The sequence below is a fragment of the Streptomyces sp. NPDC041968 genome (genome assembly GCF_055589025.1).
The window spans coordinates 37,575-62,937 of sequence record NZ_JBVJCB010000002.1; the positions used below are offsets into that span (position 1 = coordinate 37,575).

Consider the following 25,363-nt stretch of genomic DNA (forward strand, 5'->3'; position numbering starts at 1 on the left):
GCGCGGTGGCGGCCCTAGCGCCAGTTGTAGGGCGAGCGGTAGGACGCGGCGGAGCGCTCCGGCTGCCACGGCGGGACGTCCGCCGCCGGCCCGGCGGCGCCGCCCGGCGGCGCGCCGGGCGCATCGCCGGCACCGTCCTCGCGCCGGGCGGCCAGCACCGCGCACAGCACGACGGTGACGGCGGCCAGTTCCTCCTCGCCGGCCACACCGCGCACGATCCGCAGTGCGCTGTCCGGTTGCCCCATGTCCGCTCCTTCCGACCTCGGGCCACCGTCCGGCAGACCGCTACAGGAGCACTCACGTACCGGTCGAGGAACACCCCACACCCCTTGCCCCCGCCCCGCCCCCGCCCGCCGCCTTGCCGGCCGCGGGACCGCGGTACGGCCCTCACGCAGCCCGCGAGCGTCCCGTGAGCGGCCGCCCGCCGCACGGGCCCGTGCGGCGGGCCCGTGCGGCGGCACGGCACACCCGCGCGGGCGGCGGCCGGGGCCGGGGGGAGGCCGGGAGGCCGGGAGGCCGGGAGGCCGGGAGGCCGGGAGGCCGGGAGGCCGGGAGGCCGGGAGGCCGGGAGGCCGGGAGGCCGGGAGGCCGGGAGGCCGGGTTTTTTGGGGCGCGGGGCGGGTCGGCCCCGGGACGGGGGGCGGGACTTGGGGGCCCGGGGCATCGTGCGGGCCGGCCGCCCGGCCCGTTTGCGCCGCGGGCGCGGCGAACCCGGCGAGAACGGCGGGTCGTTGCGCCCGCCCGCCCTGCTCCTGCACCGCCCACCTCACCCCTCCCCCGGCCCGCCTCCGTCTTCGCCCTCGCCGGTCGCCCTGCCCTTGCCACGGCGTCACGCGCCGCCCGGACGGGGCGAGCGGAGCCCGGACGGGCGAGGCGGGCGACTGTGCGCCGTCCTGGCGCTCAGGGCTCCGTGAGGGCCGGCTGCGGCCCGCTGACGTCGGCGCCCGGCCGGGCCGGCCGTCGGCGCGCGGGCACGGAGGCGGTGCGGGTATCGGCGAGCGGCCCTCGGGTGCCGATACCGGCGGCACGACGATGCCCGGGCGCCGCCAAGGGCGGCGCCCGGGCAGGGCATGGGGCGTCGCCGCTCGAGGTGGCCCCTGCCCCGGCCGGCAAAGCGGCGGAACGCCCCATGCCCTGCCGCAGCGCTCATCAGCCCAGCGGGCCGGGGCGCCCGGGTGTGCTGGTGACACCTACCGCGGCGGCGGACCGGACCCCGGCCCACGGCTCCCGCCTGCGAGGCGTTCGCGCCGGCCACCCGGCCCCGGCCCTCCCGCCGAGGTGACGGGCACCCACCCCGCCCTCCCCGTCGCGGTGTCGACCCCGCACCGCCGGGGTGCCGCAGCTTCGGGCCCGGCACCCCCGATCGGATACATGCCCTCCCGCGCGTCCCCCGCAGCCGTACCGGCGGCCGTCGGGCGGGCGGGCGGAGACGAGCACGGTTCCCGCAGGCCCGGCCCCCTCGCAGGCCCGGCCCCCTCGCAGGGCGTTCTCCGGTGCCGCCGCACGCACTTGCCGCCCGCACCACGGCAGCCCCCGGGAAGGCCCGGGGGTGCAGGACGCGTGCGGGGGTGCGGGGTTCAGGCGAGTGCCGCCGCCGTCTCCGGCAGGCGTTCGCGCTCGTGGGCACCGCCGGCCGTCTCCTCCAGCAGCGCGTCGCTGGCGGTGCCGAGGCGCGCGGCACGTTCGGTGGTGATGTCCAGGCTGCTGAGGACGGCGGGCACGGCGATGCTGGGCAGCAGGTGCCGGAAGAGGGCCACCACCCGTTCCTCCAGGTCCTCGCGCCCGGCCAGGATCTGCGAGTACAGCTGGGTGCCGGTCCAGGCCGCGGAGAACAGCCAGGCGCTCTCGGCGGGCTGCACGTGCGGGAGGAGTTCGCCCTGTTCCTTGGCGGCCGCCAGCAGCGTCTGGGAGGCCCCGATCCACTGCCCGATCGCCGACGAGCCGTACTCGGCGCGCAGTTCCTGTTCCAGACTCAGCCGGGCCACCGCGCTCACCAGCGGATCCCGGCGCATGCGGTAGGCCACGGTCAGGCCCGTGTCCACGAACTCCTGGAGCCGGCAGGCGGCGGGCTGCACCCTGATCACGGAGAACTGCTGCTCCAGCACCCCCTCCGCCAGCGCCTGCTTGGAGGGGAAGTGGAAGTACAGCGCCCCCTTGGTCACCCCCGCCCGCTTGAGGATCTCCCCGATGGTGGCGGCCTCATAGCCATGGGAGTCGAACACCTCGGCCGCGGCCTTCAGGATCGACAACTGGGTGCGGATCGCTCGTTCCTGCCGAGCCACGGAACCTCCCGACGGTCTTTGCCCCAGGAACGTGCGAGCACCGCCGCTCCTCGACCAAAACAAAACCAGGGAGTCCGTATTTTAGCAAGCCAGCACGTGTCAGCACGACCGGACTTCCACCATCGCTTCACGCCCGCCCGCCCCCGCCGGCCCCCGCATTGCTGGTCACAGCAGCAAGCCGCCGCACCGGCCACCCCGCACCACACACCGCGCTTTCACAACCGGCCGTGCGGATTCAGCTGACCGACACCCACCCCACCCCACAGCAAGACCCACCGAACCCCCCACACAGCACCACAAACCCCCAGCACGGACACCACACCACGAGCACTGGCAGCAGCACCCCCTGCAGCCCCCACCCTCCCCCGGCACCCGCACCCCGACCAGACCTGCGGCCTGCCCCCGCACCACCCCCGACACCAGCCGCACACCCGCACCTCCGCCGAGCAACACCCCCTGCCCACCGCCGCACCGGGCCGCACCCGCCTCCCGGCCCGCAGAGGGCCAAGAGGCGGACCCTGCGCGGTGGTGTGCCCCGGGGGCGGGCGGCCGCGGGCGCGCAATTCTGGCGGCACCGGCCCGGCCGAAACAGAGACAGGCCGGGCGCAACGGGGAACCGGACCCGGCCGGAACAGAAACAGAAACAGAAACAGAAACAGGAACAGGAACAGGAACAGGAGCAGGTCCGGACCGACCGGGAACCCGAAGCGGGGAGAAAGACGAGGATCAGACGGCAGACGGCATCCAGTGCCGGCCCCGCCAACACACACCCCCCGACAGGACGGCTGCACCGCACCGTCACCTCAACGGCCGGACCCGGAACCCAGACCCGTGCTCCCGGCCCGCCCGAAACTGACCGCCCCCGAGACGGCCGGCCCAAAAGAGTCCCCCGCTTTCCGTGACGGCGTCGGACACCCACCACACCGGATACACCGGCCGGGCCGGGCCGGGCCGGGAGCACGGCAGGCACCCGCACCCCCCGGAGGTCTCGCGCGCCGGCCCGCCGGCCCGCCGAGGCCGGATGGAGGGGGAAGGGGCCGCGGGCCCGGACGGGCCGGGGCAGTGAAGTGCCCCTGCCGCCGGAGCAGTCGGCGAGACCGGCGGGCCGGCGGGCCGGCGGGCCCTGAACGTCAGGCCACCGGGCCCAGCCGGTCCAGTTCACCGCTGAGCGCATCCCGCAGCACGTCATGCTGCGGACCGAGCCGGAAGCGCTCCTGACTCCACCGCTCACGCGGATACAGCCACACCGGCGCACCCACCACATCGGCCGGCTCCCACGCGAACCGCGGCCAGACATGCGCATGCAAGAACGGCTCCCTGTTCCCCAGGATCTCCAGATTGACCCGCCGGAACGCCGGATCCATCCGCCGGCAGACACCCTCGACCGCTTCACCGAGACGGTCCATGTCCGACAGGAACGCCAGCCGCTTCACCCTCGGCAGATCCGACAGCCGCTGCACACCCGGCTCGTCCACGAGCAGAACCGAGTAACCCGGCAGGAACTGCACGTCCCCGATCACCGCGAACCCCGCCGCCAGCCGCCGCAGCACCGTCGGGTTCTCACCCCGCAGCGCAGCCCCGACCCGGTCCACCCGCCAGTCACCACCCACAACCACACCCCCATCCCCCATGACCGAAAACCGCCCCCAGCCCCCAACCGCTGCACAGTCCAAAGACCAGACAAGCACAGAAGGGAACAGCCCCGGCAGGCATCCGCAGACTCCCCTCAGGGCAAGGGACCCGAAAGCCCCGGACCGAAGGCCGGAAAACCCCCGAAGGCTCCGAAGGCCGGAGGGGAGGAGGGAAGCGGGAGGACCCGAGGGGGAGGGCCGGCCGCGGGGCACCTCTTTGCTGCGGCCCCGGCCCTGCCCCCCGCTTCCTTCCCGTCAGGCGGTCGCCGCCCGCACACAGGGCGACGCCGGCCGCTCCCCCGCCCGCCCCTCCCCCGTCCCCGCCCCGGCATCCGCCGCAGGACCCAGCAGCACCGGCAGCTCACGATGACCGTTGGAGATGAACGACTGCAGCGGGCGCAGCTTGTCGTAGTCCACCGCCAGCCGCAGCTGCGGGAACCGGGCGAACAGCCCGCTCAGCGCGATCTGTGCCTCCATCCGGGCCAGCGGAGCACCGATGCAGTAGTGCGTCCCGTGCCCGAACGACAGATGAGCCCGGCGCGTGGCGCGGGTGACGTCGTAGCGGTCCGCGTCCGGGCCGTGCACCTCGGGATCACGCCCCGCCCCCGCGAACGAGATCACCAGCGGATCACCCGCCGACACGGCAACTCCCCCCACCTCGAGATCGGCGACCGCATACCGCAGGATCCCGTTCGCACCCGGCGCCTCCAGCCGCAGCGCCTCCTCCACCGCGTCCTCGAAGCCCGCCGCACCCGAACGCACCAGCTCCAGCTGGTCGCGGTGGCCCAGCAGCAGCGCGATCGTGTTGTCCAGGAGATTGACCGTCGTCTCATAGCCGGCCGTGTAGAGCAGGATCAGATTGTCCACCAGCTCCCGCTCACTGAGCCGCGAACCGTCCTCGTCGCGCACCGCGATCAGCGCACTGGTCAGATCGTCCCCCGGCACCCGGCGCTTGCACGCCACCAGATCATCCATCATCTGATACAGATCCGCCGCGTTGGACTGCGCACCGGCCAGCGACACCGACGTGTCGAAGAACCCCAGAATGATCCGCCGCAACCGCTCCCGGTACACGACCGGAATACCGAACAGCTCCGTCAGCACCCGCATCGGCAGCACACACGCGAACTCCCGCCGCACATCCACCACCCCCTGCTCCGCCCGGCCCGCCAGCTCCTCCAGCAGCCCCGCACAGATCTCCTCCACCCGCCCCCGCAGCAACTCCACCCGCCGCGCCGTGAACGCCGACGCCACCAGCCTGCGCAACCGCGCGTGATCCTGCCCGTACGCGGTCACCATGTTCCGCACCGACACCCAGATCGCCAACGGCCACGACCGCGCCACCTGCCCCTGCCGAAACGCCGGCCAATGCCGGTACGCATCCTTCGACACCCGCTCATCCGTCAGCAACTGCCTGATCTCCCGCTGCCCCGTCACCACCCACGCACCCACACCCCCCGGCAACACCCCAGCCGTCACCACACCCCGCTCCCGCAACCGCGCCGCCTCCCCCTGCACATCCCCACCCAACGCATCAAACACAAACGGACACCCACCACCCCCCAACCCCCCACCCGACGCCCCCACACCCGCACCCACCACGCCCGACGCAACCTCACCCCGCCCAACCCCCGCACCCGCACCCGCACCCGCACCCGCACCCGCACCCGCACCCGGCACAGCCTCCACCAGCACACCCTCCACACCCGCGCCCTGCACATCCGCATCCGCGACCTGCGCATCCCCGCCCCGCACGGCCTCCACCAGCACCCGCCCCACCGCCGCACCCAGCACAGCCGCCACCGGACCACCCGCACCCGGCACACCCGCGCCCGCCGGCACACCCGCGTCGCACTGCACCGCTCGCACCGGACCACCCCCGCCCGGCACCCCACCAGCCGGAACTCCCGCAGCCGGCACCCCCACGCCCGCCGGCCTACCCGGACCGGCCTGCACGGCCTGCACCAGGGCACCCCCGGCCGGCACCGCACCCGCCGGACGGCTCACCTCGCACCGCACCTCCTGCACCGGTGCACCCCCGGCCGGCACCGCACCGGCCGGTACGCACTGCCCGTCCTGCACGCCCGCGCCCCGCCCCTCGGCCGGCCCGCCCCGCGCGTCCGCCCGGCGCCCGGCCCGGCCCGCGTTCCGCCCGCCCGTGCCCCCCAAGACCTGCCAGTCCCGCGGACCCTGCAAGTCCCGCGAATTCCGCAGGTCCTGCGAATCCCGCGGACCCTGCAAGTCCTGCGAGTCCCGCGGGTCCTGCGAGTCCCGCGGGTCCTGCGAGTCCCGCGGGTCCTGCGAGTCCCGCGGGTCCTGCGAGTCCCGCGGGTCCTGCGAGTCCCGCGGGTCCTGCGGGTCCCGCGGGTCCTGCGGGTCCTGCGTCACGCCCGTGTCCGTGTCCGTGTGCATGGTCACTCCCCCTGCGCCACGACCCCCCGCACCGAAGCAGCGAAAGAAAAGGGGGGGTCCCCGACAACAACCCCCCAAAAATAAAACCGCTCACCCGGTTTAATCAACGGCGGAAAAAGGCCAGAATCCGCCCCGCACAGCCCCGGCAACACCCCCGCCCACGGAAGCCCTCCCACCGCTTCACCCACCCACAACCAGCCACCCCCACCCGCCCGCCCCCACCCCGCACAACCGGAAGACGACCACCCGCACCACCCACCCCGCACCCCGCCCCCGGAAGCCCTCCCACCGCTTAATACCGGGCCCCGGCCCCCCATCCACCCCCACCCGGACACCCCCGCCCCCACCCCCGCCAGGCCACCCGCCGGCGGAAGAGATCCCCCCGTTTCCCGCCCCCGCCCACCCCCGCACAAACCGCCCCGCGAAAGCCCCCGAAGCGCCTTGAAAAGAAAACCGGTGAGTCTGTATCTTATGGCTCCGCCGAACTCTTGAGCCCATCACCCACCAGCAAAACCACGTGGAGAGGCAAGAGAAATGACACCCCTGACAACCCACCAGGACCAGCCCACCCTCCCCCGCCAAAGACAAGCCCCCGACACCCGGACAGCCCCTCACACCCCCACCCCCACCACCCCGGCCACCGGCAACCCGGCAGCAGCCCCCCACACCCCCCACGCCCCGGACACCCCGGACACCGACACCCCCGCCACCCCCGCCCTCACCGCCGCAGCCCTCACCCTCATGACCCCCACCCCCACAACCCCACCCCCACCCGCACTCACCACCACCGTCCCCCGCCAATACGTCCACCGCGCCAGCCACGCCGAAGTCTTCCTCACCTCAGGCAGACGCCTCACCGACAACCACTTCCACCTCACCGCCCAATGGCCCCGCACCCACACCTTCTTCACCACCCACCCCACCCACCACGACCCCCTCCAAGCCGCAGAAACCATCCGCCAAGCCGGCCTCTACCTCGCCCACACCCAATTCAACGTCCCCCTCGACCACCACTTCCTCCTCTGGGAACTCAACATCACCACCCACCCCCACCCCACCCACCACACCACCAACCACCCCCACCCCCGCCAACACCCCACCGAACTCACCCTCGACGCCACCACCCCCCACACCACCCACAAAGGCAAACGCCTCACCGAATTCACCATGCACATCAACATCCACCAAGGCCACCACCTCACCGCCACCGGAAGCGGCCGCTTCACCTGCATCACCCCCCGCACCTACAAACGCCTCCGCCCCCACACCACCCCACCCCCCACCACCCGCCCCACCACCCCCCACCTCATCCCCCCCACCCACACCGGCCGCAACCACCCCACCGACACCGTCCTCACCACCACCCCCCACCCCCACACCTACCTCCTCACCCCCGACCCCCACCACCCCATCCTCTTCGAACACACCACCGACCACTACCCCGGCATCCTCCTCCTCGAAGCCGCCCACCAAGCCCACACCCACCACACCACCACCCACACCCGCGGCAACCACAACGGCGGCAACCACAACGGCGGCAACGGCAACGGCAGCCACAACAGGAACAGAAGCCAAAACCAGAACGGCAACAACAACAGCAACCGGGGCGGCAACGCCCCACACACCACCACCCTCAACACCACCTTCCACCACTACGCCGAATACCACACCCCCCTCCACATCCACATCACCCCCCACCCCACCACCCCCACCACCACCCACCACCCCACCACCCACACCATCACCGGCACCCAAAACAACACCACCATCTTCACCACCACCCACACCACCACACCCACCCAACCCACCACATAACCCCACCCCCCGCACCACCCACACCCCCGACACCAGCCCCCCAACACCCCGCACCCCCCGGACAGTCCACACCCCACACAACAAACCGGTCACCCAAAACGAAGTACTCACATGACCACGGAGAACCGGACGCTGACAGGACCGGCCACAAACCCGCCCAGCCACACAGACGACACCCAAGCCTGAAAAGACCCCCCAACCACCCAACCCCACAGCACACAACACCACGCAAGACACACAACACACGACACACGAACTGCGCGGCGCACAGCACACCACGCACGACCTACGCGGACACGCGATCCTCCAGATACGCCACCTCCAAGCCCGCAGCCTTGGCCGCCACGCAGAAGGGAACCTTCCGCAGGGCCACAGCGGCGAGGTCACGCAGCTGGTGCGCCCGCGTCCCGGGCTGCCCGACCGGCCACCGGCGGCAACACGGAGCGCCGTCCCGCGCCCGCCGTCAGGCCCTCACGGGGTGAGCCTGCGGATCAGGTCTTGGGTAAGCCGTACCGTCGCGAGCAGCTCCTCGCGGGGCACGCCGAGCCGGGCGCGGAGCGACAGTCCGTGCCAGATGGACTGAACGAGTCCGGAGAGGGTTGCCGCGTCAGTGTCCGCGGCCAGGTCGCCGTCCCGGATCGCCCGGTCGATGCGCTCCCGCAGGGTCCGTTCGTTCGCGTTCTGAAGTTCAGCGAAGTAGGCGCTCGCGTCGAGCGTGTTCGTGCTGTCTGTCATCACGGCACTGCTGAGAAGGCAGCCCGGGTGGGTGTTGCTCGGCATGCTGAACTCGTCGACCGACTCGACGAGGACGCGCTCGACGACGGCGTGGACGTCCCCTTCCGTAACGGCCCGCGCGTAGATCTCCCGGTAGCGCTCTGCGTAGGTCCGCACTGCCTCCTCGAACAGCCCGGCCTTGCTGCCGAACGCGGCATAGAGGCTCGACGTCGACAGCCCCAGAGCGGCGGTCAGGTCGCGCGTCGAGGTGCCTGAATAGCCGCTCCGCCAGAACAGGCGGGCGGACTCGAGGATCACGTGCTCCCGGTTGAAGGCCCTGGGGCGTCCTCGTTGTCGTTGTTCCACCCTTGCATTGTAGAGCGTTTGCTCCATAATCACTTTATGGAGCAAACGATTCAGAAAAGAGTGTCGGTCGGTGGCGGCAGCTGGGTCACGGTCGACGTGCACGGCGATCCCGGCGCCCCGGGCCTCGTCCTTCTCCCGGGCGTAATGAGCGACGCACACGCGTGGCGCCACGTCGCCTCGGCCATCAGCACGTGGCCGTCCGTCATGGTCGTCAACCGCCGGGGACGCACCCCCTCAGGGCCACTGACCGATACCTACTCTCTGCGCGCCGAAGTCGAGGACCTGGGCGCCGTCCTCGACGTCTTCCCCGGCGCGTCGGCGGTCTTCGGCTGGAGTTACGGAGGCCTGATCGCGTTGCTCGCCGCCAACGAGCGCCCCCTGCGCAGACTGATCGCCTACGAGCCCGTAATGCGTCCCTTCGGCCGTCACGCCCTGCCTGACCTCAAGGCCGCACGGGACAACGAAGACTGGGACGCGACCGTCGATGTCGTCAACCGGAAGATCACCGGCCTAGACCCAGCGCGGGTGCAGGCCCTTCGGGCGGACCGCCAGGTGTGGGAGGCCCTGCGCCGCCTGAGCGAACCACTGTACGACGAGACGCTGGCCGTCAACGAGCCGCTGCCGGACACCCTCGCCCGCAAGGCGGACCACGTCGATCTGATCGTCGGCGGCGCGAACCGGGGCACCGCTCCGTACGGGACGACCTTCGACGACATCTGTCACCGTGTCCCCGCTGCCACCATCCACGAACTGCCGGCCCAAGGCCACCTCGTCCACCTGGAGGCCCCCATACAGCTCGCCCGCCTGATCGACAGGCTGAACACGTAACGGACAACAACCCATACGACCGCAAACGGGAGACGAAGTCGGCAGCCTGACACCAGCACACCACCCGCAAGACCCTCACCGACACAGCCGTCACCGACCAGGCTGCCAACCAGCAGGACCGCCCGACACACCCCCTCCCTCAAGGGCCCCAGGGCGGACTCACCCAAAACGTCGAAAGGGGGGTGCGAAGCGCACGCCACCAACCCCGCACCCACCCACGAGGAGAGCAGACCGCAACGCACGCCCAGCGCTCGACAGCCGTCCGCTCCAAAATCCAGGACACCACCATCCAGATCACCGAGCCGACCCGGCAGACCGACACCCTCCGCCCGGAGCGACAAGTGGTGTCGAATCCCGGGCTCTGGCTCAGCTTTCGTGCAGTGGCCACGGTGAGTGACCGCTGAGCGTCTCCGGATGTCATGTCATACGAAGTCGCCCGAAAATGTACGGTGGTCGGTGCCGCAGGGCTGACAGTTCGGGCCGTGGAGACGCTGCACTCCGGCTGACGTGCTCCGCGCCCGCGTCCTGGTCAACTGCGCCGGGCTGCAGTGCGACGAGATCGCCCGCCTGACCGGCGACGACCCGGGCATGCGGATCGTCCCCTTCCGCGGCGAGCACGACGAGCCGGCCCGTCCGGAGCTGGCCGCGTCCCGCGGCCGTCGGAGAAGTGAACCGGAAAAGATCGGTCAGCTGGGGAACCGACACAACTCGGCGGCCACGCGGATGAGGTCCACGGCGCGCCGACGGTTCAAGGGCTCCGGGCGAGGCATCACGGGATACGACCAACCGTCAGGGAGCATGTCAACGGCGTCTCCATTGCTGGTAGTTGAGGCCGCCATTCCGCGCGGAGGGACGGAGGCCGAGGAGCCGAACCAGCCCCGACGTACAGCACGCAGCGGTTCCGTGTCTGCGGTCATCCCGTACTGCCGAGGACTTCCCAGGTGCGGCGCCGGTCGGCGTCGCCCGTGATGTCCGTCGTGGTGAACACCACCTCGGTCGCCCCGGCGTCCCTGTAACGCCGGATTTCGGCCGCGACGGCCGACTCGTCGCCGATCGTCGCGATGTCGACCGCCCGCCGCCCACCGGAGAGTTCGATGACGCGGGCGTAGGACGGGAACTGCTCGTAGAAGGCGAGCTGTTCACCGGCCTTCTCGCGTGCCGCGGCCACGTCGTCGGTGACGACGCCGGGCACGAGCGCGACGATGCGGGGTGCCGGGCGGCCCGCGGACTCGGCCGCCGCCGTGACGGCCGGGACGATGTGCTCTGCGAGGCTCGGGGACCTGCCAGGTACGGGAGGATTCCGTCCGCGAGTTCACCGCTCGCCCTCAGCGCCTGGGGTCCCATCGCGGCGACCAGGAACGGGACCCTGGTCTCCGCTCCCGGCACACGTGCGGGCACCGGGGTGGTAGCGGTGAGCAGTTCTCCGTGGAACCCGGCCGTCCCGGTGTCGGCCACCTGCCGTACGACGGTGAGGAACTCACGCAGTCGACGGATGGGCCGCTCGTAAGGGATGCCGAAGCCGCGCTCGGTGAGCAACGCGGTGCCGAGCCCGAGCCCCAGGTGGTACCGGCCGTGCGTGGCCGCCTGCGCCGTGAGGGCCTGGCCGGCGACGGTGAGCGGGTGTCGTCCGAAGACGGGGATGGCAGACGTGCCCACGTGCAGGTCCGGCACCTCACGTCCGACGAGCGCGGCGAGCTGGGGTGAGTCGGCGCCGAAGGTCTGGCCGAACCAGACCGACCTCAACCCGGCTTCCGCCGCCTCCCCGGCGAGTCGCACACTGGCGTCGATCTGGTTGGCGGCGTTCGCCGCGTCGATAGCCACTCCTACAGTCATGACTGGGCCAACCCGGCCCCAGAGGGGCCGATTCCCAGTGCCCCATGACAGCTTCGTGGCGGGATGGTGAAGGTGATCTTCGACAACCCGGCGGCGGCTGCGGGCGCAGCGCGCCGCCCCCGCCGCGACATCTGTCGTGGCACTGCTCGTACTGGTCGCGCTCGCCGGCGGCCGCTCGCCGCCGTCCCCGCTCTCGACCGAGCCTCACTGCGCTGTGCCGCGGGCAGCGCCGAAAGACGGCCGCGACGGTGGCATCCGCACCCGGGGCGGTACTCCGGACTCCGGCGTGGGGCAAGGGGTGTGCCGCGGAGGTGGGGCGGCCTCCGAGGCACCGTGTTCACGACGGGCGATTGGTGGGCGACGAGGTCACGGTCCGAGCTTCAGGAGCCGGTTGGGCGCTCCTGAACCAGGGTTGGTGACCTTGCCGGGGGTCGCCCCGTTCACGAGAGGCACTGGCGACCTGCGCCGGGGTGGCGGAGGAGGACCTGCTCATACGGCGCCGGACCGTCCATACCCGCAGGCGTTGCCTCCACTGCGGCCACCTTCGTTACCCCGTTCTTGCCCGCGCGTATGCCTACCCACGGTCGGCACATGCCACTATCCGGCGTCAGTCCTCCGGCAGGACGGTCTTCCGCGCAGCACGGCAGCGGAGGCCCCGCTCGGTGCGGTGCCGTGATGTGCGAGGATCCCCTGCATGGCCGAGGAACAGACGACGGACAGCGGACGCGCCGATCAGACGGACAGGCTGTCCGCCGCATCCACCGTCATCGACGGAATCCGCGTCCTGGCCCTCGCCGGGGAGATCGACCACGACACCGGGGGACAGCTCAGGCAGGCCCTGGACGCGGCGGGCACCGACCGGCCCCGCATCGTGCTCGACATGCGCCAGGTCACCTTCATGGACTCCAGCGGCATCAACATCCTCATCGCCGCCCACCAGGACATCGCCACGTCCGGTGGCTGGCTGCGCCTGGCTGCCCCCGCGGACGCCGTCCTGCGCGTCCTGCGACTCGTCGGCGTCGACCAGCTCATCGACTGCCACTCCACCCTCAACGGTGCTCTCACGCCCTGACAGGCCGGATCTCTCCGTGTCACCGCGACGGGCGGTCGACGCCACGTCACGGCCTGCCCGGTGGAGACGTCAGACCCGCTGCAGAGGCCGGTGTGGCCCGCTGGGAAGCTCCGCTCTGATTATGTCGCCCGGGCGCACCGCGCCGCCGTTCTTCACGATGCTCATGATTCCCGCCTTGCGCACGATGTTCCCGGCTTCATCACGGCCGACGACCTGCTTAAGCAGCCCGTCCCGGAAGTTGTCGATCTGCAGGCAGGGATTCCGCAGGCCGGTCACCTCCAGCACCGCATCGTCGCCGATGCGCAGCAGCGTGCCGACCGGCAGGCCGAGCAGATCGATGCCGCTGGTGGTGACGTTCTCGCCGAGGTCACCGCGTGCCACCTCGAATCCCGCCGCACGGACTTCGGCGAAGAGCTCTTCATGGATGAGGTGCACCTGGCGCAGGTTCGGCTGAGTGGGGTCCTGCGCTACCCGAGAGCGGTGCTTGACCTTCACGCCGGCATGCACGTCGCCCACCACACCAAGTCCGGCGAGCAGCGTGATGCTGTCCCGGTTGGGCTTTGTGAACGTGTACTCGCCGTTGCTGCTGACGGCCGTCACTATCCCGCTCACCGTCCGAGCCCCCTCCTCAAAGACAAGGATCAGCCACGACCATAACCCTTGGGCCGCGATGCGCAGCAGCCACGGTCAAGGGCGAGTGAGGCCGATGGCTTCATGCCCTCACCCCGACGCATGCGCCCGAATTGGATGCGTACGGCGCCTTCCGTCTCACCCTCGGCGCCAAGCGCTGCAGGCTGACCCGGTGATCTTCGACCGGCCGTCCTCACCCGGGAGCCGGAACACCGAAGGTGCGCCCTGACGGGCCACCACTCAGTCGGGCCTCGGGTCAGTGACCCAGCGCTCTCCGTCATCCCAGGTCCTCGTGGCTGCGGGCGCTCCAGACCGCAAGGGCGGCTGCCAGGGCGCAGGCGCCGCGCCACAGGACGCCCTGGCTGTTCGCAGTGGAGATCCGCTCCCCTGGCGAACTGGCCGGATTCACGGGCCTTTCGGTACCCACCTTCTTGCCGGAGGTACTGCCGGCCGTTGAGGTCGGGTGGCGACTGGGACGTTCCCACTGGGGGCAGGGATTGGCCACCGAGGCCGCTGCGGCAGCTGTGCGGTTCGGGTTCCGGGAGCGAGGGCTGGAACGGATTGTCAGCATCGCTCAAGTGGGCAACGACGCCTCCGAACGGATCATGACCAAACTGGGGATGCATCCGGTCCGTGACACCGTGAACCCCTCCTGTGGTCGGCGAGTAAGGGTGTTCCAGTTGTCGTCGGATCGCTACGCCGCAACCGCTCGTTGCTGGCAATGAACACGGGGCATGTCCCGCCACCGGACACCGGTGTGAACCCCGGGGCCGTATGCCGTCGACCAGCTGCCGACGGGCTCACCTGCCTCGGTGGACGACGGCCATGGCCAGGCCGGGCCGTTGTAATCGTCGACGATCTTCGTCAAAGGTCCGTACGGATTGGGCTAGCTGTGATGCGAGTCTGCGCCTGTGCGGCCTGTTCCCGCCCTGCCCGTCGTCTAGCGGGACAGTTGGCAGTTGGCCAGGTGCAGCCGGCACGCGTCGAGGGCCTGCGCCACGGTCCCCCGCTCATCTCCGTCCGCTGGGTCCAGTAGTTCACCAGCGGCCACAAGGGCTCCCCAGAAATCCGCAGGCCGACGGTGGTCGGCACGTGGACCGGAACGTGCAAGCGAGCGGAAGAGGCTCGCCAACTCGCCCGTGACGAGACGGCGTGAGAGACCGAGGCCATGGCCGCTCGCCACACCCCCCATGGCGCGCATCGCGGTCCGCAGGTTCTCCGCGATCACCGACTCCCGTTCATCGAGCTGTCTGGGGATGTCGAACACGCCGAGCACCGCCATCAGGTCGCCGTAATGCTCCTCCTCGCCAGGGCGAAACTCGCTCTGTACCTGTTCGGGCCTACCTTGCAGGCGCCGCAGCAGCTCCGACTCCGGAATTCCCATCGCCTGGCCGACGGCCAGCACCGCGTCCCACCAGCATGGCGTCCGTGCGGCGAGCTCACTGCAGACCACGGCCGGCGCCGTCTCCGCCTGCAGCCTTTCCCGCGCCGCGGCCATCAAGGTCGCCTTGGCATCCGATCCGCTGCTCGTCATCTCGCTACCTATCTCGTTGCAACGGCCAGGCGACTGGCAGAGCTGGTGACGATCATTCTTGCCCAGTCTTCCGTAGGCCAAGAAGGGCGGACCGCGTCCGACCTGTCTCTCTTCTCCTGGCGACCATGTTCGTGGCCTCGGCCCTCACCGGCTGCGCGCTGATGGATCTCGCCGGGACTGTGAGGGGCCCGACGCCCGGGTCGAGGAGCTGGCGGCACTCGACATCCTTGACTCCCGGTCCGGCGAAACCACCGTCGCCCGGGGCTTCGAGGAGGTCGACGCCGGCTGCTGGTCCGACAGCGGCGACGTCACGGTGTACGCCGAGCGGACGTACGCCCTTCCCGGCACTCGGGCCGAAGTGGCAGCGCATTACCGGACGGCAGCGCAACAGGACGGATGGAGCCCGGACCCCGACGCTGCGCCCGACGACCTGGGGTTCGTCAAGAAGACCGTGAGTCAGCAGGTCGTCTTCCTCACCGCCGGGCTTCTCGCGGAGGAGGGCCATGTGAGCCGTCCCGAACTCAGCGCCGGTGCCGGTTACTCGATCACCGTCGACTCGTACTGACCGCGGCAGCGAGGCGGGGAAACCCAGGGGATCGAACGGCCGCGCGCTGCTACGGTCGGGCCCCATGAGCTGGCTTCCCGATGACTTCGTCCATCCCGTTCTGGTCCCGCTGCCGGGCGGTGATCATCACCTGCGGCCGATCCGTGAGGCGGACGCCCCGCTCGACTATCCGGCTGTGATGGGTTCGCGTGAGCGGCTGTGGACGATCTTCGGCCCGGCCTGGGGCTGGCCCGCAGCCACCATGACCTACGAGGCCGACCAGGCCGACCTGTTGCGGCACGAGAAGGAAATAGCCGCACACCAGTCGTTCAACTACGCACTGTTCGACGCGGCGGAGACATCTCTCCTCGGTTGTGTCTACATCGACCCACCAGAGAAGACCGGTGCAGACGCTGAGATCTCCTGGTGGGTGGTGGACGAGTTGGTAGACACCACAGTCGAGCAGGCCCTCAACACACTGGTACCACAATGGATCACCGCCGACTGGCCCTTCGAGCAGCCGCGCTTCATCGGCCGCAAGATCTCCTGGCCGGACTACCTCGCCCTGCCGGACATCCCGACGGTACAGTAGCTTCCGCCTTGCTGTTCCAGGGATTGATGACTAACAGCCACCTCGGCCATGCTGAACACCACCTCCATTCCAGGCAGGTTGGCGAGTTCTGGCCGAAAGGGACGGGCGCTGTCCACGACGCGTCGGCATATGGACGCCCGACAGAGAAGTGCTGACCCGAAGCCAGGTCCTGCCTACGTGAAGCGCTCGTGGTCAGGACGCGGGTTTGCTCAGAAGAGCCTCAAGACTTCGACGTCCAACGCCGAGATGGCCGGCGGGCATGTCATGGTCATCCCACGCGAAGGCCCGAGCGAGGCCAGGAAGCGGCTGCGGGCACTGATGAGGGGAGACGCACATGTTCGGAAAGATGGACGCTGGAGCGGTGATCAGCATGCTCCTCACGATCATGGCTCTTCTGGGACTCGGCATCGCTGCGGTCCGCTGGTTCAAGGCACAGGACCGGTAGTTCTGGAGCTCCCTCCGAGCCGTGCCGAGTACCGCGAGGCATGAGGAACACGCTGCCCGTCCACGGCTGGCCCGCACCGGCCCGGCGGCCCCGATCCGCCGCTAGCGACGGGCTCGGAGTCCGCCGCCGCGGTCGGGCGGTGGTGGTCAGTCGGGGAGCTTGTTGCCGCGAGGCGCGACGTGGAAGTCGAAGGCCAGGGTTCCGGGGTCGAGGGCCGTCGCCCCGCCGTCGATGGTGAGGACGGCACCGTTCACGTACGACGCCGCCGGCGACAACAGCCAGGCGACGGCCTCGGCGATCTCGCGCGGCTCACCCGGTCGCCCCAGTGGCAGCAGCCTGGTCACTTCCTCGTAGGCGGCCCCGGCTCCGCCGCCTCCCAAGTCCGCCTCCTCGGCGAAGCGCGTCATGCGACGGTCGGCCATCTCGCTGCGCACCCAGCTCGGGCACACGATGTTGGCTCGGACTCCCTGACGCCCGTAGTCGACGGCGACCGAACGGCACAACTGGAGCAGGGCCGCCTTGGACGTGGCGTACGGAACGTTGCTCGTGCCGTTGCGCAGGGCGGAGACCGAAGCGACGGCGACCACCGCTCCTCTCGACGTCACCAAGTGCGGGATCGCCGCACGCAGGAGCAGCAGAGGGCCGGTGACATTGGTGCGCATCACCACCTCCCAGTCGTCCAGTGACAGGTCGCCGACGGTACCGCCCCGACCGATGGCCGCGTTGAGAACCACCCCGTCGATCCGTCCGTGGGCGGCCAGCGCCGCTCGGACGAGGCCGTCGGCGGCCTCCGGATCACCGGCGTCCGACGGATGTGCGAGTACGCCGATCTCCCGTTCGAGGCGCCGCAACGGCTCGCTCCGCCGACCGGAGACAACCACCTGGTGCCCCCCTTCGCGGAGCAGCCGGGCGGTGGCCTCTCCGATGCCCGAACCCCCACCGGTCACGATGACGACTCGCTCGTCGACCACTCTTCCTCCCCCTCCTTCCGGATCGCGTGCCACGTGTGAGACTAGGCCCCGGTGATCCAGAGCTGACCACTTCGCGCCAGATGAGCCGCCCGGCCTCCGTGGTCGGGCCCCTGCAAGGGGCCGTCACGCCGCCGCCTCGGGGCGGCAGTGGGAATTCTCAACGACATGTGCCGGGGCGGCCTCGTCCTCAGCCAGCGTGGCGGTAACGGCGGCTAGCGACTGTCCAGGCCGGCCGAGGCCATCAGCATCGCCGACGTCATCCGCACCGTGGACGGACCACTGGTCTCGGTACGCGGAGTCCGCCCCCCTGTATCTGCGTGGACCAAGGCTCCGAGCGCCTGGGCAAACCCCTGACAGCTGACCCATCGCCACCGATCCCGAAAAGCGAGACAGCGGGGTCCGCCAAGCGAAAGCCTGCCGCCTACAGCCGTAGCGGACGAAGACGAGGCCGCGCCTCGCGGCACAGCGCCCGACGGGCCTGGCGGCGTGGCTGCATCGACGAGCAGCTCCGAGACATCGCCAACGACAAGGTGGCGGGCGTCCTCATCACCGCCACCCGGGTGCAGCGCATTCACCACCCGTACGACGGTGGCGCCGACGTTTTCCTCGCCATGTCCCAGGACCGGGACCGGGTGCGCGATCGGCATGCCGACCGGCTTCCCCGTCACCCCTCGGGTCTCTGGCCGGCTCGGGTCTCCGCCCCGCCCAGAATCGTCTTCACCGCGAGTACCGGGTTGAGAGGCTCCACGAGTTCTTTGCTGACGACGGCCACGAGACGCGCGGGCGCATCACCGTCCAGCAGGGCGCTCACGTATTCGATGGCCTCCGCAGGCGAGAGCATCGGCAGCTTCCGGCGCAGTGTCCGCACAGCGTGCAAGCGTCCGCGCCCAGGCGCGATTTCGCGGAGCGCATCGTGTAGATCGTCTACTGCGGTGCGCACCGGGAGCCCACGTATCCGGGCTCGGTAGTCGTCCTCCCATGCCCCGGTCACCGCGGAGACGACGCCGACCTGATGCAGTCCCCCGTCGACACGGTCGACCAGGTACGGCCCGTTGCCTGCGAACATGAACTCCGGATCCCGAGTGCGCACGAACTTCTCGGAGGCCCAGGAGACGATCCACACCAGTTCGTGCTCCTCGACGTCCACCACAGCCATGCGCAGTGCCTCCGCACCCGCAGCCCGCCACCTCCGATAGTCGCGTTCCAGTTGTTCCTCAACGGCCCGAACGGCAGCTTCTCGCTCGATCACGCATGCAGCTTCCCGCTCCGGCCCCCCTCTCGACCAGCGAATTTGCACAGCCAAGGCGCATGCACGAGGGAGCGAGAGATGACGCAACGGTCTTTCGCGTGACCGGCCATCAGGCCATGCACCGGCTTGGGCATCGACGAGGATCCTGGTGGTGTCAGGACGTAACGGGGAGACTAGCGAGGCGCTGCGAGTACATCCCGGAGCACGTTCTCGAGCGTCACGCGGGCCAGCTCGTGCCTCAGGGTCTCCTCGACACCCTCGTAGATGGCCTGCATCGCCGGCTGGATGCCGTAGCCCACCACGCATCCCTGGTCCGGGGTGGTGCGGTGCATGGCGAAGAGCGGGCCGGGTTCCACTGCCTCGTACACGTCGAGCAGGGTCATCGACTCCAGCTCGCGTGCGAGCGACCAGCCCGCGCCCACGCCCCGCCGGCTCTCGACGAGCCCTGCCCTGCGCAGGTCGCCGAGCAGCCGCCTGATCACCACGGGGTTGGTGTTCGCGCTGGTCGCGATCTGCTCGGAGGTGGCGACCTCATGGCCCTGGCGCTGGTAGAGGCCGATCCAGGCCAGCGCATGGGCGGCGATGGTCAGCCTGCTGTTGGCGCTCATGAACTGCTCCTCTCGGCCGCAACGCTTCATGTTACGACAGCGCGGTCGTAACAGTTATGGTTGCAACAGTCAGTCGTAACGATTAGTGTTTCGACTGTCAGGAGAGCCAATCAACGAGGTGAGAAGATTGAGCAAGCCACTCACGGGCAAGGTCGCCCTGGTCACCGGGGGGTCGCGCGGACTGGGAGCCGCGACCGTACGGCAGCTGGCCGAACAGGGCGCCGACGTCGCCTTCACCTACGTCAGCTCCGAAAGGCAGGCGCAAGCCGTCGTCGACGAGGTGCACGGCAAGGGAGCCAAGGCCGTCGCCTTCCAGTCCGACCAGGCGGACACGAGCCGGGCGCCGGCGCTGATCGACGACGTCGTCGCGCACTTCGGCGGCCTGGACATCCTCGTCAACAACGCGGCGATCTCCGTGGCCGGCACGGTGGACGACCCGGGCGCCGACACCGCCGCACTGGACCGGATGCACGCCACCAACTACCTCGGTGTGATCGCCGTCATCCGGGCCGCCTCCCGAGTGCTGCGCACGGGCGGCCGCATCGTCACGGTGAGTTCCGGGCTGGGCTCCCGGGTCGGGGCCCCCGGCCTTGCCGACTACGCGGCGACCAAGTCAGGGATCGAGCGGTACACCATGGGCGTCGCACGCGACCTCGGGCCCCGGAACATCACGGCCAACGTCGTGGAGGCCGGACTGATGGAGGGCGGCATGGAAGCGCCGGACCCCGAGACCCTCAAGACCCTGGTCGGCTCGCTGTCCCTGCAACGCATGGGGCACCCCGACGAAATCGCCGCCGCGATCGCCTTCCTGGCGAGCCCCTCCGCGTCGTACGTCACGGGCGCGGTGCTGGACGCCCACGGTGGCTACAACGCCTGAACCCGAACCGCTGCCGCGCGCCCCGAAGGGCATCACGCCTTCGGGGCGCGCACTGCCGAGACCCCGCGACGCGGCGTACGACTCGAAGGCGGCACGCGGTGAGCTGCGACGCCACCAGAACCAGGCACTGATCTGTCGCAACAACTCCCCGAACCCTGGCCCGCTGGGACTCGAGGTTGCGGGCTCGGCCCGCACCGCCGAACGCGCACGTGAGCCAGTTGTCGCGCGGCCCTTCCCAGCCTGCGCGTGACAACCTCGGTTCGCCGGGACCCGCATCACCTCGACGCCCGACTCCTCGACCAGGCCCGTCGTGACTGCGGTCTGTCGCGGCGCTATCCGGGCGCCAGTACGCGGAACTCGTTCCCGTCGGGATCCGTCATCCCCACCCAGCCGGCCTCGCCCCGGCCGGAGTCATGGCGAGTCGCCCCGAGGGAGAGGAGGCGCTCGACCTCTGCCTGCGGGTCAGCGTGGGCGGGCGGGGCGAGGTCGAAATGCAGCCGGTTCCTGCCTCTCTTCGGTGCCACCGGTGGACCGCCCCACGTGAACTTCGGACCGCCGTGCGGTGAGCGGATCGCGGTCTCCTGGTCCTGGTCCCAGACCAACGGCCACCCGAGCGCCTCGCTCCAGAAGTACCCGACCGCCTGGGAACCGTCGCAGGCCAGCGCTCCGATGAAACCGCAGTCGGCAAGGAACGTGTTGCCGGGCTCGATGACGCAGAACTCGTTGCCCTCAGGGTCGGCGAGTACCACGTGCTCGTCCTGCGGACTTTGGCCGACATCGATGTGCTGCCCGCCGAGAGCCAGTGCCCTGGCCACCGTGCGCTGTTGGTCCTCCAGGGATGCACTCGTCAGATCGAAGTGCATCCGGTTCTGTCCGACCTTCTGCTCCCGGCTCGGAGCGACACGGATCCGGAACCCGGTCCCATCCGTGGGCGACAGCACGACGCCGTCCCGGGGACGGTCGTCCAGCTCCCAGCCCAGCAGCCCGGACCAGAACTGGGCCAGACGCAGCGGTTGACTCGCACCCAGGCAGACCGCCAGCAGTTGAGAAGTCATGATCCCGTGCCTCTCCGATCCACTGACCGAACACTGCCCACCGGGCACCAGCGGCCCCGCGGAGGAAGCCTAAAGGGATGAGGAGACCTCCCGCAGCCGGGTTTTCACCCGGTCACACCGATCAACAGAGCGCGGACGGCCGCGGCCGGATCACCGCGCTCGAACGGTCCGGCTCGGCTGGGTCCGCTCCGTGCGGTCGATCCAGGTCCGCACGGGAACCAGCCGGGCCGGGCCTTCGATGTCGCGCTCCCCACCACGACGTCCCGCGGCACGGTCGTTCCCGGCACCCCCGAAGCAGACTGGGAGCAGCTGGCCGGGTAGGCCTGCCACGGGTACCGCCTGCCGGATTCAGTGCGGCAGGGCGGAGGGAAGCGTGGGACTGACCGTGTTCGGGGGTGCCACGGGCAGGTGAGCGGTGATCAGTTTCCTGTCGCGCGGAGCAACGACGCCCCTCTCACTGACGGTCTGGCCCAGGTGCAGTCCGTGGCCGCCAATGCGTTTGGCCACCGGCCCCGCATGTGGGCCGTCGACGGTGCCGAGGAGCCAGCGGGTGCTTCACCGCATGGGTGGCCGGAACACCTGGCGATCTCGAACTTCGATTCGATTATGATCTCATCCGTGGATGCGAACCCACCTGCTCGGCGACGCGGCCGCTCCCGCCGGGAGCAACGACGTCGCCGCAAGGCCAGACGACGCCGCACTACGTGGGCCGTGACGTCGGTCGTGATCCTCATCGGCGTCACCGTCCATGCCATCACCGGGAGCGACTCCGGTGAGTCGTCCGCGTCCGCCCGGGCGAAGGCTCCCTCCCCACCGGCCGGTTCGGCCCGGGCGAAGGCAGGCGAGGTGCCTGCGGAAGCGGAACCGCTGCCGTCGCCCAGCGCGACGCAGAAGCCGTTCGATCTCGGACCGGCTCTGGCCCCCGTGACCGCGCTCTTCGGCGACAACCGGATGTCCGTGGCGATGCTGGACGTCGACAGCGGCGCCATGGCGACGTACGGACACGACGCCTTCGACACCGCCAGCATCGTGAAGGTGAACATCCTGGCGGCCCTGCTGCTCCAGGCCCAGGACCAGGGGCGGAGTCTGAGCGCCGAGGAGCGCGTCCAGTCCGCTGCCGTGATCCAGAAGAGCGACAACGAATCCACCAGTGCCCTGTGGACCCGGATAGGCAGTGCCCCGGGGCTCGACGCCGCCAACGAGCGGCTCGGCCTGTCCCGGACACGGGGCGGTGGAGGGACCGTCTGGGGCATCACCCAAACCACAGCGGAAGATCAGATACGCCTGCTCCAGTCCGTGTTCGGCGACAAGTCTCCCCTGAGCGAGGCGTCGCGTGCCTACATCCAGGATCTGATGCGGCACGTCGTGGGAAGCCAGGCCTGGGGCGTGTCCGCAGCGGCCGACTCGGGCACGACCGCACTGAAGAACGGGTGGCTCAAGCGGACCCAGACCGAGAAATGGGACGTCAACAGCATCGGTCGGATAGAGCACGAGGGCCGCGTCTATCTGATGGCGGTACTTCTCGACGGCTGCAGCACCCAGGAGGTCGGCATCAGCATCGTGGAGCAGGCGTCGCGCGCGTCCGCGACGGCGTTCTCCCGGAAACTCAAGGAGAAGTCCACCACCTGACGCCCCAGCCAGGGCCCCACCGCCCTCCCGATCCATTTCGCGCGCGTTTCGGTCGCCTCCCGCTCCCCAACGCGTGCATGTGCTTCCTCTGCCGAGTTCCGCACACCCCTGGGGATCCCCTGCCTCCTCAGCACATGGGCGGGTGAACGATGTGTGCCTCGGGCCGAAGCCTGACCGGCAGCGCGAGCGGGTGCGGCGGGCGGACTTGAGTCTCCCCCCGGGAGAGGGCCCACGCTGGCGGACATGAACAGCAATGATCTCGACGGTCGCGTCGCCGTGGTGGCAGGCGGAAGTAGGGGAGCCGGGCTGGCGACGGCACGGCTGCTGCGGCAGGCGGGGGCGAGGGTCGTCACCATCGCCCGTACGGCTCCGGCAACGGCCGACGTGGTCTTCGTGCCCGCCGACCTGAGCACACCCGAGGGCGTCGCGACGTCGTCGGAAGCCGTGGCCGAGCTGGTCGGTGTGCCGGACATGCTGGTGCATGTGGTGGGCGGCTCCCGCTCTCCGGCCGGTGGATACGCGGCGCTCGACGACGAACGGTGGGCGCAGGAACTGTCACTCAACCTCCTGCCCGCGGTCCGCCTGGACCGCGCGATCGTCCCCGGCATGGTGGCTCGTGGTTCGGGCGCGGTCGTGCACGTGACCTCCATCCAGCGCCGGATGCCGCTGCACGACTCGACCCTGGCCTACGCCGCGGCCAAGAGTGCTCTGACGACGTACAGCAAGGGTCTCGCCAACGAGGTGGCCCCGGCGGGTGTCCGGGTCAACTCGGTCGCTCCCGGCTTCATCCGCACCGACGGCGCGGAGGGTCTGCTGGCACGCCGGATGAGTGAGAGCGGCATCACCCGCGAGGCCGCGCTCGGCGAGCTGATGCGGGTACTGGGCGGCATCCCGCTGGGACGGCCCGCGGAGCCCGAAGAGGTCGCCGAGACGATCGCGTTCCTGGTCTCGGACCGGGCCAGCGGCATCACCGGAGCCGAGTACGTGGTCGACGGCGGCACCATCCGCACCGTGTGACAACATCCACGTCACGACATGGGAGACAGCCGTGCAAGACATCCGTGCCTTCGTCGAGGAGTACGTCGCCGCGGCGACGGGTCCCGACCGCGAGCGCTACGTCACTCTGTTCCACGACGACGCCACCGTGCACGACGACGGGCGCAGCCTCAGGGGGCTCGCGGAAGTACGCCGTTGGCGCGAGGGGACGCCTAACGTCGACTACGACCTGCTGGAGGTGGCCGGCACTCCTGCCGTCTGCCGAGCCGTCGCGCAGGTCTGCGGGGACTTCCCCGGCAGCCCGGTCACCCTCCGCTTCGCCTTCGAACGCGACGCACGGGGGAAGATCGCCGTGCTGACCATCACCCCTGACGACGCGCGGCCGGACGACGGGCCGCCCACGAGGAGGAGCGCACCATGGCGCAGAGACTGACGATCGGAGAGTTCTCCCGCATCACGCACCTGAGCATCCGCATGCTCCGCCGCTACCACGAGCAGGACCTGCTCGTCCCCGCCGAGGTCGACCCGGACACCGGCTACCGCTACTACTCCCCCACGCAGATCCGGCCGGCGCTGACCGTCAGGCGCTTCCGCGACCTGGACCTCCCGCTGGCGGACCTGCGGCGCTTCCTCGCCGCCGGGTCCGCGGACGGGCCGGACGACGGCACCGCCCAGCAGGTCGTCGCGGCCCACCTCCGCCGGCTCGAGGACCGGCTCGGCCGCACCCAACGGGCCGTCGAAGCACTCCGGGAACTCCTCGACCCGGAGGCGGAGCGGGCGGTGACGCTGGAGGAACTCCCCGCTCAGCGCGTCCTGGCGGTGTCCCTCGACGTACCGGAGGGAGCCGGCCTCAAGTGGTACGACACAGCCATGCGGGACCTGGACACGGCAGCCGGAGAGCGCTCCGTCCTCCCACCGGGCGGTCGGTACGAGCACACCCTGTTCACCGAAGGCCATGGCCGTGCCACCGTGTACCTTCCCTCCGAAGCACCACTGCCGGCGGATGTGCCGGGCACGGTGCGCGAGCTGCACCTGCCGCGGCGGACGGCCGCGGTCGCCACCCATCAGGGACAGCACGACGACCTCGACCTGACCTACGGCGCCGTGGGCTCCTTCGTCGCCCGCAACGCCCTGCGCTCCCAGGACCTCGTCGAGGAGGTCTACCTCGTGGGACCGCGCGACACCGACCAGCCCGAGCGGTGGCGCACCGTCGTGGCGTGGCTGATGGCTCCGCAGAACGGCTGACCCGGGGCGGACGGTGCCGTCTGCCGCCCGCCGGC

The 25,363-nt window shown here is 70.5% G+C and carries 22 protein-coding genes and 4 pseudogenes; 13 read left to right on the top strand and 13 right to left on the bottom strand.

The features are described from left to right. Positions 1-14 precede the first annotated feature (14 nt). The 4 genes from ACZ6EG_RS05360 to ACZ6EG_RS05375 all read right to left on the bottom strand — a co-directional run bounded on the left by ACZ6EG_RS05360 (position 15) and on the right by ACZ6EG_RS05375 (position 5,353). A complete protein-coding gene (locus ACZ6EG_RS05360; protein ID WP_391972887.1) occupies positions 15-245 on the bottom strand; it encodes an acyl-CoA carboxylase subunit epsilon in 231 nt (76 codons plus the stop codon). 1,332 nt (positions 246-1,577) lie between these two features. Then, positions 1,578-2,282: a ScbR family autoregulator-binding transcription factor gene (locus ACZ6EG_RS05365; protein ID WP_391972886.1), complete on the bottom strand. Its 705-nt coding sequence runs from the start codon at positions 2,280-2,282 to the stop codon at positions 1,578-1,580. A gap of 1,130 nt (positions 2,283-3,412) precedes the next feature. Next, entirely contained in the window at positions 3,413-3,892 is a 480-nt protein-coding gene (locus ACZ6EG_RS05370; RefSeq protein WP_391972885.1) for a diadenosine tetraphosphate hydrolase, read from the bottom strand. A gap of 276 nt (positions 3,893-4,168) precedes the next feature. After that, positions 4,169-5,353 carry a cytochrome P450 family protein gene (locus ACZ6EG_RS05375; RefSeq protein ID WP_469601765.1) on the bottom strand — a complete coding sequence of 395 codons (1,185 nt, stop codon included), beginning with the start codon at positions 5,351-5,353 and terminating at the stop codon, positions 4,169-4,171. A gap of 1,506 nt (positions 5,354-6,859) precedes the next feature. On the opposite strand from ACZ6EG_RS05375, the gene ACZ6EG_RS05380 reads away from it, so the two are divergent. Further along, positions 6,860-8,140, top strand: a complete 1,281-nt coding sequence (locus tag ACZ6EG_RS05380; RefSeq protein ID WP_469601768.1) for a ScbA/BarX family gamma-butyrolactone biosynthesis protein — start codon at positions 6,860-6,862, stop codon at positions 8,138-8,140. A 471-nt stretch (positions 8,141-8,611) separates the two neighbouring features. Here the strand turns inward: ACZ6EG_RS05380 and ACZ6EG_RS05385 are convergent, their stop codons facing one another. Next, positions 8,612-9,220, bottom strand: a complete 609-nt coding sequence (locus ACZ6EG_RS05385) for a TetR/AcrR family transcriptional regulator (RefSeq protein WP_469601771.1) — start codon at positions 9,218-9,220, stop codon at positions 8,612-8,614. Between the two features lie 36 nt (positions 9,221-9,256). Here ACZ6EG_RS05385 and ACZ6EG_RS05390 point away from each other — a divergent pair, with 36 nt between their 5' ends. Both ACZ6EG_RS05390 and ACZ6EG_RS05395 read left to right on the top strand, forming a co-directional pair. Next, a complete protein-coding gene (locus ACZ6EG_RS05390; protein ID WP_469601773.1) occupies positions 9,257-10,048 on the top strand; it encodes an alpha/beta fold hydrolase in 792 nt (263 codons plus the stop codon). Positions 10,049-10,552: 504 nt separating this feature from the next. Continuing rightward, a pseudogene (locus ACZ6EG_RS05395) lies at positions 10,553-10,690 on the top strand (L-2-hydroxyglutarate oxidase); the annotation flags it as partial. A 271-nt stretch (positions 10,691-10,961) separates the two neighbouring features. Here the strand turns inward: ACZ6EG_RS05395 and ACZ6EG_RS05400 are convergent. Continuing rightward, a pseudogene (locus ACZ6EG_RS05400) lies at positions 10,962-11,881 on the bottom strand (TIGR03564 family F420-dependent LLM class oxidoreductase). A gap of 694 nt (positions 11,882-12,575) precedes the next feature. On the opposite strand from ACZ6EG_RS05400, the gene ACZ6EG_RS05405 reads away from it, so the two are divergent. Next, complete coding sequence (locus ACZ6EG_RS05405) at positions 12,576-12,953, top strand: STAS domain-containing protein (protein ID WP_469601776.1); 378 nt, start codon at positions 12,576-12,578, stop codon at positions 12,951-12,953. 69 nt (positions 12,954-13,022) lie between these two features. Here the strand turns inward: ACZ6EG_RS05405 and ACZ6EG_RS05410 are convergent, their stop codons facing one another. Further along, a complete protein-coding gene (locus ACZ6EG_RS05410) occupies positions 13,023-13,553 on the bottom strand; it encodes an MOSC domain-containing protein (protein WP_469601779.1) in 531 nt (176 codons plus the stop codon). A 307-nt stretch (positions 13,554-13,860) separates the two neighbouring features. Next, complete coding sequence (locus tag ACZ6EG_RS05415) at positions 13,861-13,992, bottom strand: hypothetical protein (RefSeq protein ID WP_469601782.1); 132 nt, start codon at positions 13,990-13,992, stop codon at positions 13,861-13,863. Here ACZ6EG_RS05415 and ACZ6EG_RS05420 point away from each other — a divergent pair. Next, positions 13,946-14,308, top strand: a complete 363-nt coding sequence (locus ACZ6EG_RS05420) for a GNAT family N-acetyltransferase (protein WP_469602635.1) — start codon at positions 13,946-13,948, stop codon at positions 14,306-14,308. The two genes, ACZ6EG_RS05415 and ACZ6EG_RS05420, sit on opposite strands and share 47 nt — an antisense overlap. Before the next feature lie 215 nt (positions 14,309-14,523). On the opposite strand, the gene ACZ6EG_RS05425 is transcribed toward ACZ6EG_RS05420, so the two are convergent. After that, positions 14,524-15,117: a hypothetical protein gene (locus ACZ6EG_RS05425; protein WP_469601785.1), complete on the bottom strand. Its 594-nt coding sequence runs from the start codon at positions 15,115-15,117 to the stop codon at positions 14,524-14,526. A 629-nt stretch (positions 15,118-15,746) separates the two neighbouring features. Between ACZ6EG_RS05425 and ACZ6EG_RS05430 the strand changes: the two genes are divergently transcribed. Then, positions 15,747-16,253, top strand: coding sequence for a GNAT family N-acetyltransferase (locus ACZ6EG_RS05430; RefSeq protein ID WP_469601788.1), 507 nt, complete (start codon positions 15,747-15,749; stop codon positions 16,251-16,253). Positions 16,254-16,844: 591 nt separating this feature from the next. Here ACZ6EG_RS05430 and ACZ6EG_RS05435 read toward each other — a convergent pair. Beyond that, positions 16,845-17,669 (bottom strand): SDR family NAD(P)-dependent oxidoreductase, encoded by an 825-nt coding sequence (locus ACZ6EG_RS05435; protein WP_469601791.1) that lies wholly within the window; start codon positions 17,667-17,669, stop codon positions 16,845-16,847. A 150-nt stretch (positions 17,670-17,819) separates the two neighbouring features. Here ACZ6EG_RS05435 and ACZ6EG_RS05440 point away from each other — a divergent pair. Next, positions 17,820-17,993: pseudogene (locus ACZ6EG_RS05440) on the top strand (RrF2 family transcriptional regulator); the annotation flags it as partial. Continuing rightward, positions 17,987-18,277 (top strand): annotated as a pseudogene (locus ACZ6EG_RS05445) (DUF3885 domain-containing protein); the annotation flags it as partial. The pseudogenes ACZ6EG_RS05440 and ACZ6EG_RS05445, both read left to right, overlap by 7 nt. A 56-nt stretch (positions 18,278-18,333) precedes the next feature. Here the strand turns inward: ACZ6EG_RS05445 and ACZ6EG_RS05450 are convergent. Next, the gene (locus ACZ6EG_RS05450; RefSeq protein ID WP_469601793.1) at positions 18,334-18,918 is read right to left on the bottom strand and encodes a YrhB domain-containing protein; all 585 of its coding nucleotides are present in this window, start codon (positions 18,916-18,918) and stop codon (positions 18,334-18,336) included. 173 nt (positions 18,919-19,091) lie between these two features. After that, on the bottom strand, positions 19,092-19,526 hold the full coding sequence (locus ACZ6EG_RS05455) for an Rrf2 family transcriptional regulator (protein WP_391968732.1): 435 nt from the start codon (positions 19,524-19,526) through the stop codon (positions 19,092-19,094). 118 nt (positions 19,527-19,644) lie between these two features. On the opposite strand from ACZ6EG_RS05455, the gene ACZ6EG_RS05460 reads away from it, so the two are divergent. Then, positions 19,645-20,403 carry an SDR family NAD(P)-dependent oxidoreductase gene (locus ACZ6EG_RS05460; protein ID WP_391968733.1) on the top strand — a complete coding sequence of 253 codons (759 nt, stop codon included), beginning with the start codon at positions 19,645-19,647 and terminating at the stop codon, positions 20,401-20,403. Positions 20,404-20,735: 332 nt separating this feature from the next. Here ACZ6EG_RS05460 and ACZ6EG_RS05465 read toward each other — a convergent pair whose 3' ends face one another. Next, positions 20,736-21,458: a VOC family protein gene (locus ACZ6EG_RS05465; protein ID WP_391968734.1), complete on the bottom strand. Its 723-nt coding sequence runs from the start codon at positions 21,456-21,458 to the stop codon at positions 20,736-20,738. A gap of 618 nt (positions 21,459-22,076) precedes the next feature. Here ACZ6EG_RS05465 and ACZ6EG_RS05470 point away from each other — a divergent pair. The 4 genes from ACZ6EG_RS05470 to ACZ6EG_RS05485 all read left to right on the top strand — a co-directional run bounded on the left by ACZ6EG_RS05470 (position 22,077) and on the right by ACZ6EG_RS05485 (position 25,328). Beyond that, positions 22,077-23,087 (top strand): serine hydrolase, encoded by a 1,011-nt coding sequence (locus ACZ6EG_RS05470; protein ID WP_469601799.1) that lies wholly within the window; start codon positions 22,077-22,079, stop codon positions 23,085-23,087. Positions 23,088-23,330: 243 nt separating this feature from the next. Next, positions 23,331-24,104: an SDR family oxidoreductase gene (locus tag ACZ6EG_RS05475; protein WP_391968735.1), complete on the top strand. Its 774-nt coding sequence runs from the start codon at positions 23,331-23,333 to the stop codon at positions 24,102-24,104. Positions 24,105-24,135: 31 nt separating this feature from the next. Further along, positions 24,136-24,516, top strand: a complete 381-nt coding sequence (locus ACZ6EG_RS05480; protein ID WP_469601802.1) for a nuclear transport factor 2 family protein — start codon at positions 24,136-24,138, stop codon at positions 24,514-24,516. After that, positions 24,501-25,328 carry a MerR family transcriptional regulator gene (locus tag ACZ6EG_RS05485; RefSeq protein ID WP_469601805.1) on the top strand — a complete coding sequence of 276 codons (828 nt, stop codon included), beginning with the start codon at positions 24,501-24,503 and terminating at the stop codon, positions 25,326-25,328. Before ACZ6EG_RS05480 ends, ACZ6EG_RS05485 begins: the two co-directional genes overlap by 16 nt. Positions 25,329-25,363 lie beyond the last annotated feature (35 nt).

Bases quoted from the DNA above. Each gene is read 5' to 3' on its own strand.
- ACZ6EG_RS05360 (WP_391972887.1), bottom strand. From the start codon at position 245: ATGGGGCAACCGGACAGCGCACTGCGGATCGTGCGCGGTGTGGCCGGC.
- ACZ6EG_RS05380 (WP_469601768.1), top strand. From the start codon at position 6,860: ATGACACCCCTGACAACCCACCAGGACCAGCCCACCCTCCCCCGCCAA.
- ACZ6EG_RS05390 (WP_469601773.1), top strand. From the start codon at position 9,257: ATGGAGCAAACGATTCAGAAAAGAGTGTCGGTCGGTGGCGGCAGCTGG.
- ACZ6EG_RS05405 (WP_469601776.1), top strand. From the start codon at position 12,576: ATGGCCGAGGAACAGACGACGGACAGCGGACGCGCCGATCAGACGGAC.
- ACZ6EG_RS05425 (WP_469601785.1), bottom strand. From the start codon at position 15,117: ATGACGAGCAGCGGATCGGATGCCAAGGCGACCTTGATGGCCGCGGCG.
- ACZ6EG_RS05430 (WP_469601788.1), top strand. From the start codon at position 15,747: ATGAGCTGGCTTCCCGATGACTTCGTCCATCCCGTTCTGGTCCCGCTG.
- ACZ6EG_RS05455 (WP_391968732.1), bottom strand. From the start codon at position 19,526: ATGAGCGCCAACAGCAGGCTGACCATCGCCGCCCATGCGCTGGCCTGG.
- ACZ6EG_RS05465 (WP_391968734.1), bottom strand. From the start codon at position 21,458: ATGACTTCTCAACTGCTGGCGGTCTGCCTGGGTGCGAGTCAACCGCTG.
- ACZ6EG_RS05475 (WP_391968735.1), top strand. From the start codon at position 23,331: ATGAACAGCAATGATCTCGACGGTCGCGTCGCCGTGGTGGCAGGCGGA.
- ACZ6EG_RS05485 (WP_469601805.1), top strand. From the start codon at position 24,501: ATGGCGCAGAGACTGACGATCGGAGAGTTCTCCCGCATCACGCACCTG.